At 46.4% G+C, this 15,153-nt stretch carries 11 protein-coding genes; all 11 read right to left on the bottom strand.

Annotated elements, in window-relative coordinates; translation table 11 throughout:
* Position 1: 1 nt before the first annotated feature.
* The 11 genes from GTQ38_RS19930 to GTQ38_RS19980 are packed head-to-tail and all read right to left on the bottom strand — an operon-like array spanning position 2 to position 15,131.
* A complete protein-coding gene (locus GTQ38_RS19930; protein WP_161437339.1) occupies positions 2–1,438 on the bottom strand; it encodes a contractile injection system tape measure protein in 1,437 nt (478 codons plus the stop codon).
* Complete coding sequence (locus GTQ38_RS19935; RefSeq protein WP_161437340.1) at positions 1,431–5,219, bottom strand: hypothetical protein; 3,789 nt, start codon at positions 5,217–5,219, stop codon at positions 1,431–1,433. The genes GTQ38_RS19930 and GTQ38_RS19935 overlap by 8 nt, the downstream gene beginning before the upstream one ends.
* Positions 5,206–7,932 carry a hypothetical protein gene (locus GTQ38_RS19940; RefSeq protein ID WP_161437341.1) on the bottom strand — a complete coding sequence of 909 codons (2,727 nt, stop codon included), beginning with the start codon at positions 7,930–7,932 and terminating at the stop codon, positions 5,206–5,208. The genes GTQ38_RS19935 and GTQ38_RS19940 overlap by 14 nt, the downstream gene beginning before the upstream one ends.
* 5 nt (positions 7,933–7,937) lie before the next feature.
* Complete coding sequence (locus GTQ38_RS19945) at positions 7,938–10,910, bottom strand: baseplate J/gp47 family protein (RefSeq protein ID WP_161437342.1); 2,973 nt, start codon at positions 10,908–10,910, stop codon at positions 7,938–7,940.
* Positions 10,907–11,344 carry a GPW/gp25 family protein gene (locus GTQ38_RS19950; protein WP_161437343.1) on the bottom strand — a complete coding sequence of 146 codons (438 nt, stop codon included), beginning with the start codon at positions 11,342–11,344 and terminating at the stop codon, positions 10,907–10,909. The genes GTQ38_RS19945 and GTQ38_RS19950 overlap by 4 nt, the downstream gene beginning before the upstream one ends.
* A gap of 1 nt (position 11,345) precedes the next feature.
* A complete protein-coding gene (locus GTQ38_RS19955; protein WP_161437344.1) occupies positions 11,346–11,639 on the bottom strand; it encodes a PAAR domain-containing protein in 294 nt (97 codons plus the stop codon).
* A gap of 1 nt (position 11,640) precedes the next feature.
* Complete coding sequence (vgrG, locus tag GTQ38_RS19960) at positions 11,641–13,392, bottom strand: type VI secretion system tip protein VgrG (protein ID WP_161437345.1); 1,752 nt, start codon at positions 13,390–13,392, stop codon at positions 11,641–11,643.
* On the bottom strand, positions 13,392–14,060 hold the full coding sequence (locus GTQ38_RS19965) for a CIS tube protein (protein ID WP_238858049.1): 669 nt from the start codon (positions 14,058–14,060) through the stop codon (positions 13,392–13,394). The genes vgrG and GTQ38_RS19965 overlap by 1 nt, the downstream gene beginning before the upstream one ends.
* A gap of 25 nt (positions 14,061–14,085) precedes the next feature.
* Positions 14,086–14,250 (bottom strand): DUF5908 family protein, encoded by a 165-nt coding sequence (locus GTQ38_RS19970; protein WP_161437347.1) that lies wholly within the window; start codon positions 14,248–14,250, stop codon positions 14,086–14,088.
* A gap of 3 nt (positions 14,251–14,253) precedes the next feature.
* Positions 14,254–14,697, bottom strand: a complete 444-nt coding sequence (locus tag GTQ38_RS19975; RefSeq protein ID WP_161437348.1) for a phage tail protein — start codon at positions 14,695–14,697, stop codon at positions 14,254–14,256.
* 2 nt (positions 14,698–14,699) lie between these two features.
* On the bottom strand, positions 14,700–15,131 hold the full coding sequence (locus tag GTQ38_RS19980) for a phage tail protein (RefSeq protein ID WP_161437349.1): 432 nt from the start codon (positions 15,129–15,131) through the stop codon (positions 14,700–14,702).
* Positions 15,132–15,153 lie beyond the last annotated feature (22 nt).

Genomic DNA, 15,153 nt, shown 5'->3' on the forward strand with positions numbered 1-15,153 from the left:
CTCAACGCCATTTTACTGTTAATACATTAGGTAACCAGGGAAAGTGAATTATGGATATCCCCCAGGGAAGCTGATCTAAAAGAATGTCCGCCGTATGTTTTTCCACATAGAGCGTAATGCCCGGACCATCCTGTTCCAGGGTACCCTTTCTCTGCAGGAAATTGATCCTCAAACCATCTATACTTGTTTTTTTCAATGCTCCCCAGTGGGCCACCGCAGATTCCAATAGTTGATTTATTTCTTCCAGCTCAAATTCGCTTATGGGCAGTTCCCTGGGGAGTGGTTTTTGAACAGGATAATGACAGAGCACTTTGGCCAATAGCAGTTCCTCTTCAGGGAATATCGTACTTCCTGTCGCAAGCGTATGCATCAGGCATAATGCTCTTTGCTGATGTGCAGTGCTGATAAACTGATCGTTTTCCAGCAATCCTACCTTTAGGAATAAACGTTTTATAAAAGGATGCAGTAATACAAGCCCTGCATTGTAAACCAGTTGCCTGCGGTCTTTAGATTCGGCTTGCCAATCATCCCTCTCTGCCTTAATTCCCTGATTTGCAAATACACGTTCTTTGGGGGTATTACTTTCAGTATTTTCTGAACCGGATAGATCCACACCGTGTTTATTGTTCTTTCGACTTAATGATTCCGGAAGCTGAGTTTGCAGGAATTCAAGAAAAAGCAGATGATTTCCATTACACTCTTCCTTAATTTGTTTGCTAAAAGAAGGCCAGACTGATGCTGCCAGGTCCTTCCAATCATTCCCCACCTCTAAGGAAAAGGCATAATTCAAAAAGGATTTGAGAAAATGTTGCCTTAACCGATGGCCGGCTGCGAATCGTTTGCTGTAATTCCGGGATTCCCGTTTTATGGTTTCCAGGAAGCTAAACAATGGCAATACGGGTTTTTCTCCCAGGGTTTTCAACAATATGTCATACAATAGTTTTAGTGGTACCTGATCCGCTAATCGCTCCCTGGCTACAGCCTCATTGGTCAATAGTTCAATGAAATCGGATTTGATCCTGTCCTTTGAGAAGTCGACCCTTTCCGGCTCCGGTTTCAAGGAGAACCAGGGCGTTTCTCCGTGCTTCAGGAAGTAAAAGAAGGCCATCTCCGGGGATACGCTTTTATCTGATATTACCCATTCAGAATTGGCATTATCCCTTTGAGTACCTAATTCCAGTAAGACTGTGACCAGTTGCTCAGAAAGGGATTTTCTCAGCTTGTAAAGACTGTCCGCATTCAGATCCAGGTTTAGGGACAGTTCGGGGATCCTTGTAACACCCTGCCCAAATCTTTCATCAAGAAAGGGCGCAATATCTTCGAGACAATGCTGCAATTCATCAGCCAGACCGAGGGCTTGCAATGCGGGTAGCTGCTCGGAACTGCAATCAAAGGTCAGGTTGATGCGGTTAATGATATGTCTCTTCGATCTATCCAAAAGTACCTTTAAATGTTTCCAATACTTCGTCCAGGTTGTTCCTGACACCACCGCTAAGTCGCTCGTCAGTTTCGGATCTGATCTCCAGTAAGCGTGTAGGGATGGGGTTTAGCTCAAACAGCATTTTTAACGGCTCTATAAAGGTGTCTACGGCGTTTTTGGTGAAACTTACCCAGTCCTGAGGGATGCCATTTCGACTTGTAATCTTTCCTTCTCTGCATAGCTGCAGATAGAAGTAAAGCAACATGTTTTCATAGTACAGACGTAGCGTAAACTCCTGCTCTTTCAATGGTAAGTTTACGGTCAATCGTTCTGTAATAGACCTTTGCAGCGTTTGGATGCCCTTGTACAGCTGGCTATCCAACTCCCCTTTTAATGAACTTTCTATATCCGTAAGCAGGATCTTGTATAGCGGAGTAAAATTCTCCTGGTAGAATACCGCACCGTTTTTCAGGGCTGAGGGATGCTTCTCAAGATCTGTTTCTATCGCGAGTTTTGCAGTATTGATCTTGTCAGCTGTTTCTTTCTGACAGTTTACGGGTTCGTTTCCTGTTTTTGGGACATTGATCACTTTGGTCTGGGTAGCTGTATCCGTACATCTGCCGTTTTCCGCAGTCAATTTAATGTCGAAACTGAAGGTACCTCCGGGAGTTACGGCGTATTTGTGGGTAAATTCCAGTGCATCCTGCTTAACAATTCCTCCCTGACCGAAGTCCCAGCTAAATTCTTGTCCGTCAATATCCTTACTCGTATTCTTGATCGTAATGACCGCGCTGGTGTTGTCATTCCTGAAGTCCACTTTTTCACTTATGGCGAAACTGGCATCTGGCTTTCTCAACACAACCAGTTCTTCAGTAACGTTCTGGCCATTTACTCTGAATTTTATGGTCTTACCGAAAAGATTTTCGGGAACCTGGTTCGGGTCAAAGAAGAAGTTACCCTCCTTTTTAACGATCACTTCCGCCAGATCTTCATTATCAACATGGGCGGTAACCACGCCGTCTACTGGCGTTACTTCCATTTGCTCCGGAGTTCCCTGTCCTTCAAACGGAACGCAAAGGTGATCCTTGGCGATAAAGATGAAGGTTTCCTGATCGGGGAATACAAATGTGGTTGCAGGGGTATCTGTGCAACAGATATAAGGCAGGCATAGATCTCCTATCACAGTTCCATGGGAAAGATTGGCTATCGTTCCAAACCTGCCTTCAAGCAACAGGTTCTCCAGGGCCAGATCCCTGATCGAGGGTTGATTTCCTATAGCGGTTAATCTTCTTATGTCCGATTCCGCAACCAGTGATCTTGGCTGAAATCTCCCGATTGGTGTACCTGTTATGTTCCTTATATCCCTGGAGGTTTCCACAGGCCTTATTCCTGTAAGGACATCGGAGGCGGAGATACTTGTAGCGGGTTTCGGCTTAAGGGAGGAGTAATACAATACAATGAAGGTCCCTCCTCTTTCAACCCCGGCTTTGTGCTCCAATCCAGGATGTGGTTTCACATATTCCTTAAGTAACATTTTGCGCAGCAGTTCCTCTTTTCTCTCAAGGATCTTTTCATATAGCACTTTTACCCTTTCAACCAGGCAGCAGGACGAGATTATTCTGTTGAGCACAAAGAAGTAATTCTCCAGGTAAGTAGCTCCGGAAATGGCGCTGTCCTTTTTGCTCACCTGGTTTTGTAGCTTCTTTTTGGCGGCTTTAGCTGCATCGCATTGCTTTTGCAGAGCCTGGATATACTTGGCAAGGTTTTCCTCGGTAAAATCTTTAATGTCTATGAGTTTGCTGTCTTCACTAACCTTAAGTTTACCAAGGAGATCTCCCGGGATCTCGGCAACTGCCACCTGGAACTCATTTTCCCAGTCCTTTATGGTATCCTTTACAGCAGCGTCAATTTTCACCTGGAAATCACTGCCGCCATCCGAGGTGCTTAGATTTTTTACATATAGTTCTCCAAGGCTGCCCTCGCTACTATCCATATTGTCCATCACCGCATTTCGCTTTGGTTTCGCGGCCCTTCTTGCAAAGGTCCCGGCAACGGCTTTTTCAGTTCCGGCCCGGCCAAGGACTCCTTCTCCGAATCTGGTGACCGGGGTAAAAGCTGTCAGCCCGGAGAAAGTACCGCCTCCGGCCAGGGGTTGGCCGGAATCTGTGTTGTTCTCTGCTACCAGGGCATCCGTGGCAAACATCTTGTAATCCAGGTGGGCACCTTTTTCCACTGCGCTAAATCTCGTAAGGAACTTACTGCTCCCGGAGATCATACATTTTTGCTCTTCATTCCAGGCCTGAAGGATTACCTGTAGATCTTCAAAAAACACATTGTATTTGTCGTAATCTATGGTGTCTTCATCGGCAAGAGCTCCTACCGCAATAGGTACAATATCAAAGGCCAGGCCATTTTGAGCCCTTAAGTTTTGCAATTCTTTTACTACGGATTGTACTTCCAGACCCACATGACCTTCTATCCTGTAAAAATCGTGGTCTTCCAGGCAATAATTAAGTGGATTGAAGTCTGCGGTCGGGTATCCCACCTTGTAGTAGTTCAGGGGGCGTTTCCGCATTTCAGGATTCCAGTTAGGCGGAAGATCTTCCTTAGCCGATGCGGATGTAATGTTGTAATAAAAAGGTATTGCCCTTTCGCCTAAGGTGTAATGGCCATTTCTGGAAGGTGTTATCCGGGTATCCTTGGTGATCGAAACCAGGAAGTGTTTGATCATATACATCATTCTTTCAAAAAGCTTTTGAAAGTACTTGAGGCTTTGTTCCTGCTGATGGGTCGGGGAGGGGTAGAAGGCATGCCTGATACTGCTTGTCTCCGAATGAACTTCTCCGAGGATCACATGTTTGGGAAAGGCCAAAGGATCCGGGCAACAAATACCGTAATCCTTGCTCAGCGCTTCCAATAGTTCGTTATAGGCGGTTGCCAGATCTTTGTAGAAGTCGTACAGGTATTGAAAGTTCAGGTCGTGCGGCTTCAGTTTGCCAATATCTTTTTCAAGATCATGGCCGGAAAGCGCGACCAGGTCCCTGAAAATGCTCATTTGGCCCAATTGGAGAATACGGTTAAATAGCTTGTCGAATTGCACAAAGTAGGCATTCTTCAGGCTGCTCAAAGAGGCAGCCACGCCGGTATTGATGATCACTTTTTTGGGCAGATAGTCATCTATCTTCCCCAGAACATCCCCTTCTGCAGCATCGAGAAAACCCTTGAGGATACTGTCCTTTTCGGCAATTTTTTTCGCATTGCTGAGGGAAGTTACCAGGACACGGAGGTTTTGGGCAACTTCACGGCCCTGGGCATTGCAATCTACAGGGGAACAGTCTTCCTCCTCCTTTAAAAAGTCTTCCAGGTAAAGTAAGGCAACCATTTGGTCTTTGGTAATACCTGTTCTGGTTTGAAACTGGCTCAGTGCAAAAACGTCCGAAGGCGCGGTATCTTCCTCCAGTTCGTAGAGTTCCATCACCGTTTCTCCATCTAGAAAATGGTTGTATTTTACGTTCTCATCTTTAAAAAGCTTAAATCCCTTGTAGACGGTATCCTGCTTCTTGAGAAGGTCACCATCTGTGGTGACGGCAATACCTCCGCTCAATCTGATGTTGTTTCCGGTTACACTGATCTGCAATCCGCATACAATACCCACACCGGCCAGCGACGTACGGCTGATCTTATCCTGGTAATTGACATGATCCAGGACCGCGTTCAGTTGATCATCAGTAAGTACCTGATTGTCTACAAATCGATGATAAATAGGAGTTTGCTTGTCTAATATACTATTCGTTGCCATTTTCTTTCTTTTTTAATTCTCCAAGGGATGATCTGTTTAATATGATAGAGGTTTCAGCTTTGCCGTCTTCGTTACAATCGTGTAAAGTGCCATGCGGATAAATACTGTCCAGGGTATGGAGCAATTTTACCAGGGGCTTGAGGAATGGATTGTTCATTTGGTCTGAAGGGGATTGCATTCGATGTTCCAGCCATTTTCGGTATAGTTCTTCCAGTTGCTCCATTTGGCTTGGAGGCGGGTCTTCACTGTCCGTTTCCGGTAATGAACCGATCCAGCATATCCTGGTCAGGATATGGGCCGGGACTTCGGATCGGATTAACTGTTCAGCGAATTCCCTAAAATGCAGATTGGAAAAACGACGGGTCCAGCCCGGGAAAACAATGGTCAATCTAAATGAATAAGGGTCCTCAGGTTTGCACTGCTCGCAGTTTTCATCCACACAGATGTCCATAAATTTTTGGGTCGCTGACGGATCGGCAGCATCTGGTCTGAGGTAAATGTTTTCAAACAAGAAGAATCCTTCATCTGTAACCTTATCGAACATATAAGCCGCAAAATCCTGAATCGTTTTTTCCGCTTCAGATTTATCAGCATAGAATTTTACATGCCTCGCAACGATCTCTTTACTTTTATCCAGCAGATTAAAAAACCATTGTGTACCATCCGCAGTAGGCTGCAACTGGTAATTATCGGTGTCCCATGCCAGGGGAATGGCTTTCCACAGTTGGGATTCGGCTTCCTCCCGGGTGTCGTACTTTCGGTTACTTGTAAATACGATGCTATTGTCCGGATACCGGACCCTCCACCGCCATTCGTCAGTAGGATCGGCATCTGCTTCGGGGAATATTTCAAAATTGTAGGAAGTAAGGTCGCGCCTGGAGAAGTCCCTGACCCCCAATAATCTGGCTATCCTGTGCTGTAATCCTGAAACGTTTGAGGTGTCCCAAATACCATCGGGGACATCCAGATAGTTCATAGCTCCTGCGCGTTGGTAACCAAGATCACCGTATTCGGAGAGCAATCTGGCCTTGTGCCAGAGGCTTGCTTCACGGGTCTCCAGGCCGAACAGATCGATCATCAGAAATACATATTCATTCATATTCTCGGCGAATCGAGCCAGCAGATGATCCAGGAGTTTTCCTTTCCGATCAATGTAATTGTCCAGCTTGTTTAAGGCCAAAAAGGCCTCTTGTTGGTACTCTACATCATTTTTGAGCACCTTTTCCAAATGTTTGATATCCTGCAATTCGTCCAGGTAGTAAGTGTTACTGCCTTGCATATTTCCGGAAAGTAGCTTCCCAATATTGTGAAGATGGCTGAAATAGGTTGCGAGGATCTGATCAAAGAAGGTTAGATAGGCCTTTAACTGCAGGGCTTGTGCATGCCTTTCTTTGGATTCCCTGGGCGAGAGTCCTTCAAGCCCAATGCCGTAAATACCGGGCAGGTCGTTCTGTACACTGTGATATGTTCCATTGTTCAGGTATCTGCCCTCCGGAATGTCAATATCGTCATAAGTCAGAGCCAAAGCTTCGTTATGCGCCTCGAATTTTTCTTCGAAAGCCAGGGCTACTTCCGCAGGGTCTATGTTGATGGGGATTACATCTTTAAATATGTTCAAAACACTGTTTTTCAGGCAGAGTTTGATCACTTTATCAAAACCGGGTGGGAAACAGATCTTCCATGGATTTTCTTCAGGTTCGCATTCTTCTTCAGGACTATCCCCATCATCTTTATTGCAGGGACAAGACATAATGGCCAGGTCTCTAACGCTTGCCACCCCAGGGGTCTCCATAACGATCTGTACCAGGTCTGAGAGCCGTATTTCGGTCTTAATGTTGGCATTCTCCAATTCTTCATCTGTGATAAAACCGTGCTCCAGCACTGGTCCGTTGAATATGGCATCTGTAGTTTTGCCTTGTGCCAACAACTCATCCAGGGTATAGCGTTTAACCGAGGGAGATACGTGCTCCTGTATCCTAAAGAGAATTTCAACGACGACCTCCTGCGCATTTGCGGTCTTATCGATTTCTATATCTCCGCACACCTGGAATTCGTATTCACCTACTTCCTCAACCTTAACCAGGTCTTCGCATAAATTCCTGTTGCTGTGATAGCTATTGAATATGGCATCGCTTACTTCCTGAACCTTTGCCATACGTACAGGATCGTCTTTTTCAAGTTGCTTAAAATTACTGTCGAGTTCAAAAAAGACATCGTTTAAGCCCTTCAGAATAAATGTGTCCTTCTTTTCGTAATCTGGCAATAGATCACTCTCATAACTCAGCTTACCCTTAGGGTCCTGAGGTGTAACCTCGTCTTTCAGGGAGCAGTGCATATGTACTTTGGCCTCCAGGTTTTTCCTGATGAAGGCGTTCTTTACCCCTGGAATATCAATAAAAAGTTTCCGATAATCACTTTCCGTAATGGGCTTGGTGGTGAAGATGCTTTTTGCCGTAGGGAAAATGTCCTCCAATTCAGTGCTTTCAGACTGCGGACGGGCAACCAGGTCGGGTATGGGGAAATCTATGCGATAGCCCAGGTCTGTGATGGCATAACAAAGCACCTCCAGGAAGGTAATGCCCGGGTCGTGCGCATTGTAGTCCGTCCACAGTTTATGGGCCATGGATTCAATATGCTGCATACCCACCTGCCGTAAGAATGTGTAATCCTTATCGTCTAGCGTGTTGATCTGTTTCGGTATCGTTGTCTCCATTTACACTAACATATTTGAGCTTCTACAATGGTATGAGTCTGTTTGGGAGCCAATACCGCCATGGCATTGCTGGGTGAGATCCTGCTTTTCATCTCCCAGCTTTCTCCCGTTGGCTTGTGATACATCTTAAAGTCTTCCAGGAAGTCTACATATTCCAGGTTTTCTATGAAATTGATGACGTCATAACTGTAGATCGAATTGTTAAACTTGATCTCTGCACTGCTGTCATAGGCCCAGGGCGCAAGCAGGGCGATAAGCTCTTCTTCCAGCTGAGCCCGGAAGAAATTGTAATCGTATTCCTTGTAGAATCGAACCTTAAAATCAAATTCAACCAACTCATAGATCGGGTTAACCACTTTCATATCCACATGGAGTCCCTGTTTTGGTGCCAGATGGGCTTGGATTTCGTCCTTGGTGTTCTGACTTACTGTTGGGTACAGGCCAAATGCCGCGCTTAGATCACTGATCTTCGGGACCACAACCAGGGTTACATGACCGGGAGCCCGTTCCTGTACCTTGTTGTTATGGAAGCGGGTGTGATTCAGGCATTTTACTTTGTGTATTTGTGGGAAAGCCTCAAGGGTGAGGTGCTCAAAATCCCAAATGGTCACGGCCCTGTCTTTGTGACGGAGTCGTTCACTTGTTCTTCGATAAAAATCCTGGTCGGATTCCTGAGGTTTCCCATCAAATGAGGCGTAAGGTTGTTGTACCCCCTTGATCTTTGATTTTCTATTAGCCAATTGTTTGATCTCACCGGGACTAAGGCCAGAATTCAGGTGTTCCAGACTGTTATTGTTATTTTCAAAAATAGCTGTGGTAGCCTGGCTATGGACTCCTATGAAGCGAGCGATCGCCTCAGGCTTTTTAAATAGCTGTGCCCTGAGCCAGATCATGCCATCTCCCAGGAGGTAATGAGAATCGGTACTTTCTCCGGGAAGACTCAGACGTGCTATCCCTGAACGCAGGAAGTTGTTAGTTGTGTTCAGGATAATATCGGTTTCTCCCAGTTGCTGCCAATGGTCATTTTCCGCGAGTACGGACCATCGGATCTCCTGCCCCGGGGCGAAAGTACTCAACTCAGGGTTTTCGCTGCCCTCAGATACCTGGAAAAGCAGGGAGATAACATCCCTCGGATGAGCATCGGAAAGACCGATATACAGGTTGTGCCCTGGATGATCGGCTAAGATGGTGGTTTTTGAGCTTACCTGAGAGCTGCCAAAAGGATTGAGATGATGAAATTCCACCATATCCCCCGCCAAACCGTCTTCGTTCAGGCTCACTGTGGCTATTGCCGAATAGCCCAGGCTGAGGGAGTCCACCAAAGGGGTATAAGGTTCGTTGGGGAGTTGGTCCGGGTCAACTCCGCTCCACATGTTCTTGGTAATCACGGAAACATAGATATCGCTGTAGAGATCGTGATAGAATGATTCTTTGAGACGAAGCCTGATATTACCCCCCTTTAAATGCGTTTTGGCGGCGTTTTTCTGTACCTGGGGCAAGCCGGTAAACATTTCAAATTCCGTCTCCCCTTCGAAATAGGGTGAGCTAACCAAAAATTTAAAGGTTTCCCGTCGGGTATCTGCCTGAGTGTTGGTCAGGTCTATAGGCGTTTTCTGGAATTCGTTAAAGAATGGGGTGTCTCCTTCCAGCATGAAATACGGCATCAGATAGCCAAGGTTGTTCAATTCCTCCTGTTGCTGAGCCAAAATGGCATCGTCATAATGCGAATAGTGATTGCTGAAATTGGGAGGAAGGTTCAGCCAGTTGAAGGCCAGGTCAAATGAAGCGATCTCCTTGCCGTCAAATTCCCCGCATTCCACGTTGAGGCTTGCATTTTTCTTAGGTCTGGGACCGTAAGGCATGAAAGGTTTGTCTGTGGGTTGTAGTCCGAGTTCATTCTTTATGATCAGATCTGTTACCCCACTTACAGTAGCTGTAATGGTTACTTTGGAAACCACAACGTCCCGTGCCTGTTTATAGGCTGAGGGGTCTTCCATTAGGAATTTTATTGCCGGAAGTTCGGTTTGCAGTCTTTTCAGGTGGATCTCTTCCACATAGGGGCTGATGGAGGCTTCCTCAGCTGAGATCAACACCTTCCATTCGTTATGCCTGGGGCCACTCACATCAACTACCAGAGGGTCTGTCCAGCCTTCCTCCGTGGTCAAAGAGGCATAGATAGGGCCATCGTAATTAAAATCCTTATCGAATTCCCAATTGAAATTCAATACCCGTTCACCCTGCCTTAGATCAAAGATCTTTCCGCTTAAGGCAAACTCCAGCTCAGCCAGTGGCCATAATGCGTCTCCAAAAGCAGACCAGCTCAGATCGCCTTCCAACGGTTCTTCGAGCCCATCTTTGGTATTGGGCTGAAGCGCATATCGCAGCTGGCCGTCCTCGTCTGTAAACAGGCTGTGAAGGCTTCCTATTTTGGCCTGGTTAACTACAAAATCTCCTGCTGTCCGGTACTGCCGCTTGTTTCCTTCCTCGTCTTTTCCGGCTTCAAGCGCGCTTTGGTCCGCCACGAGTTCCGTTTCGGCATTTTTAGCTAATTCGAAGATCAGGTGAACCGTATCCGGAGAAAACTCCCTTGGACTGAGTTTTAGTACTTCACCGTAATAAAAGTCCAGGTGCCTTTTCGGGATTTCGTTCAGGCTTTTTTGCGGATAGTAGAGCAGTTTTAGAAATGCGATAAAAAGTGCCAGGTGCGGCTCAGTATTCCCGTCGATACTGAGGTTGAGAAAATTGGATATCTCATCCTTTTCAGGGAAGAAGTTATCCCAGTCCCCATCGGGTAGCTCCGGATCTGAACTCTTGTAGTAGTTGATCAGTGAGGCATAGTCTTTGGCAAATGACAGCCAGTCCTCAACCGTGAGTTCGTGTAGTTTTACATTTTCAGGAAGCAGGGCTTCTATGAGCCTGCGTACCTGGGTAGTACCCTCCCGGGACAAAGGATTGGTATTTTTGCATTCTGCACTCATATGGTCTGACTGCTAAGGGGTTTCGGGATCTCGGTTCCCTCATTGATGTAAAAGGGATACACCATATTGAACCTGGAATTACTGGCTCTGATGATGTAGTCAATAACAATCAATACTTTTCCTTCCAGGATTGTACTTTCGTCTATACTGATCTTTAGAGGTTCTATTCTCGCTTCGTGGTACAATATGGCTGTACTGATCAGGTCCATGAGGTAGTTCTTCATAGTCAGGTTGAAAGACTCAAAGACCATTTCGTCCAGGTTACAGCCAAAGGAAGGCTGCATTACCCGTTCTCCTTTTATGGTTCCTAACAAGATCTCCAGGCTCTTTTCAATATCCTCCCTGTCACTGGTAAGCAGCACCTTTTTCTCAGTTTTGCTGAAGGCGGGTGGAAAACTCCAACCTGTTCCGGTAAATGGGCGTTCACTTTTCATATTATCCGATTAAAACTGTGGGTGCCCCGCCGACAATAGTGCCGCCATGGGCAGTTGAATCTCCTAATCTGGCAGCCGGCATACCTCCGATCATCACGGTGGAAGAACCTGCTACGATAGTGTCCGGGGGCCCGGTACAAGTGGCCATATCTCCCACTCTTGCCGCCGGAATTCCTGCTATTAAAACCGTGGGTTCTCCTGCCGGCAGAATAGGGCCACCTACATGGGGAACGGGCCCGGGATTCATCATTGGGCAAATATGCATATCTGTTATTCGTGCGGCCGGTGCTCCCATCTTAATTGATTTGTACTATACTTCCTTTAACTGTTGTGGATCCCGAAGAGGAGATCTCAGCGGTTCCGCTGCCTTCCATTTTGACACCTGACTGGGCCGAGGCCTGTAGGTTAATGGCTTCCATCTTCAGGTCTCCGGAACCTGTCTTCAGAATAATATCCTTCCCGCTTTCCAGGGTAATGCCGTCACTGTTAAGAAGTATCGAATTGTTGTGATCATCCTTGATACTGATCTCATCGGCATCATCGGACATAAACAATTCCTTGCCTGACGGAAGCTTAATCTGAATGGAATTTTCTTCATCGTGAATTTTAAGCTCAATGCCACCACGGGTGGTCCACCCCTTTTCGTGATTATCATCACTGGCGGCTATAGGTGAAGGAAGGTTGCTGCTATGTAAACTGCCAAGGATTACCGGGTTTACCGGATCGTCATTGACAAATCCCAGCAGTACTTCGTCCCCAATTTCAGGTCTGTTTACAATGCCCCGGCTATCTCCTGCACCTGCTGTACTCATTCGGGCCCAAACCCCTTTATCGTCGGCATTGACCAGGGGAATATTGACCAATATTCGCTCGTCTCCTTCCGGATCCCCTTCAATTTGGGTAACAATCCCGATCTGAAGGCCACTAACGGCTGCTTGTAAGCCGGCTGCCGGACATGTACTGATATCCGCCTGTTTGGCAAAAGGTGTGGGATCCAGACCAAATTGAACATCGATCAGCCAATTTCCATTGCTGATCTCATGCTTTACACCGCTTACGAATGCCTTGCCGTTAAAACGGTCTCCGAGCCCCTGAAGCTCTATGATCTTTCCGGCCTTCATTTCCAGGATTCCCTGGAATTGTGCCCGACCTCTTACCTTGGCCAGCTGATACCTGGTAAGGGTAGCGTCTACCCATTTTTGTAAGACCTCGTCCGGCTGTTTGGCATTATTTCGCAACAGCAGTTGGGTTTCTTTAAAAACTTCGCTTAGTGAATCGTAATCCAGGTTGCCTGGAGAAACCGTGTTTCCGGCAGTGGCTTCTATTTCCGTAATTTCTGTCTTGGAATAGTCCCAGGTCTGCCCGGTCACCGAACTTAATTGGGTGGAAGCATCGATCTCAGCATCCAAAGAAAGCAAAGTAGAGCCGAAGCTTACCGCCTCGGTGGCTTCCTGTCCGAAATCCGGAGGTTGGATGACTAAATCCTCCTTCTCTCCAATAACAAACAGTCCATTGGTCTCTGCCCGGGATACGATGTAGTCCCAGTCCGTACACTCAAATTGAAGTAGTTCGTTATGGCTGAAGTCGGTACTGGCTATATCCGAACTAAGCCCGTATTCATCGACAATTGTAGTCCAGGCATCAGATTCCGTACTGTCATAGAAGTAACGACTCTTCGGAACCTTGGTCATTTTTACGGCAGGATGCGCGCAGTCTACTACCAGGTGCCCTTTTCCATTACTTCTGATCTTAATACTGTGCTTTACGACAATTCCCTTGAACAGGCTTTCCTCGTCTGAATGATAACCAACCTGTATTTCGAGTTCCTTTCCCGGAATAAAAAAGTCCTCCTCGCTTGTGGGGAAGGTCTGATCGGCAGCAGAACCATCAAGGATTACGATCCTGGCCCTGGGAACCCGGTTTACTTCCTGCCAGATCGCAATGCTTTGCACCGCAATGGAATCCGGCAACGCTGTACCTTCACTTAGAAGTGTAAAGGTGACCGAATCTGAGGGCTGGGAGGTCGATATGGTCTGTTTTTCTGCCATCAGTTAACCGTTTTGTCTAAAGGTGGAAAGAGCAGTCGCTGCCCTTGTTTTAGTGTTCTAAAATGGGTGAGTTCGTTTGCCCTGGCTACTTCCAGGTAGTATTTGGAGTCTCCGTATATTTTGAAGCACATTAACGGAAGACTGTCTCCGGCTTCAGCGATGCGAACATGACTCAGGTCCGGAGACTGTTTGTTTTCTTCCTTAACCCGTTGTTCGTCTTCCTTGAATTCTCTGAATTCGCATTTGAGGGTGGCTCTGAGTGGTTTCCCTTCCTTGTTGAACAGCTTGTATTCAATATCGAGTTTCTCCAGCTGGCATTTAAAGATCAGGGCTCCCCAGCAAAGTTTCAGATATCTGGGTTTGTGGATCTCGCCCTCCATATCTAAAGCCACCTTTCTAAAGTGGTCGATGTCTTCTTTCACCCCGTTTTCCGCATCGGATTCGTTCCCAAGGGCCCCGGTGCGGTCCAGCAGAAAATCGAAGGTCATTTTTAAAGGCTCCGTATTGTTGTGGTTGTTCTGTTTTCCACTAGTACCCTGGGCCTGCTCATCAGAAAAATTGATCTGAGTGGACTGGGTATAGTTTTCCGGATTCACATGGACTACAAAAGGCTCAACGTCCTTTAATTCCTGTTCGAATTTCGGATCGCTATAGGATCTAACTGTCATTTTTTCGTTCATAGAAAAACTCATATCACCGCATTTCCTTTTGTTTCAATACCTCGAGAACAGCTTCGACACAGGCCGCTATAATCCCCTCACGGTCCTTCTTGGACTGGCCCTGTGAGGGTATTTCTTCCTGCTTTTCCGGGCTGCTTACATTTACTTTGATATGTAATTGATTGATCTCTACGGGCATATCTTAGCTTTTTGATACTCTGAAATATCGATAGTACAATTCCAGGGATTCAATGGCTATAGCACTGGATTCCGCATTGAGGTCGCTTACACTCCATTTCTTGGGCCAGGCGTGAACCACGTTCCAGGTGAAAAGGGGATCTCCCTCTTCATTGAGCATTGAGATGTCCAGGCTTACCGGGTTGATTATGGTGGATTCAAAAGCATCGAAACACCAACTGATGAGTTCTGAGTCCTTAAACAACCCCCTTTTCAGGGTAAGGTCGTTGTACTTGGACCGAATCGGTAAAACATGTTCAAACCGGTTCTCTCCGCCTTCCGCGATCGTTTCGGTTTGCATTTCAACGGAAAGTCCTGCCACAGACTGAAATTGTGTGTCAATGGTGCCAGAACCAATACCGTTAAAAGAAACCCTGAAATAAAAACTTACCGGCGGATAGATCTCCATGCTTATACGTACTCAATGGTTAAACCTTCATGAACGAGCTCCATGCTTTCAATAGCCACCTCGTTCCCGTCGCTTTTCAGATCCGTGCTTTGGATTTTCATAGGCCAGCAGTTTTTTACCTTCCAGACCACGGTAGGCTCATGCTCTTCGTTCAGCAGGCTTATGGTAATGTCTCTACGGTCTATGGTATTCAGTTTCACCGTATTCATCCATTCGTAATACTGGTTATCACTGGCAAAAGATCCACGTTTAAGGGTAATATTGCTGAACTTTTGCATGCCCGGCATTTTCGTTTTGTGGTATTCCGGGCTGGCACCGTGTCTGTACTCTATAGGTTCGATTTCCATGTCCAAACCAGATACTTCGGTAAAGCCGATCTTTGTTCCGCCCCAGTCTACCTGGAAATGGAACTTTACTAAAGGATACTCATTCATTTTATAAGGATTTAAAGTTTTG

The organism is Poritiphilus flavus (genome assembly GCF_009901585.1).
Lineage (GTDB): Bacteria > Bacteroidota > Bacteroidia > Flavobacteriales > Flavobacteriaceae > Poritiphilus > Poritiphilus flavus.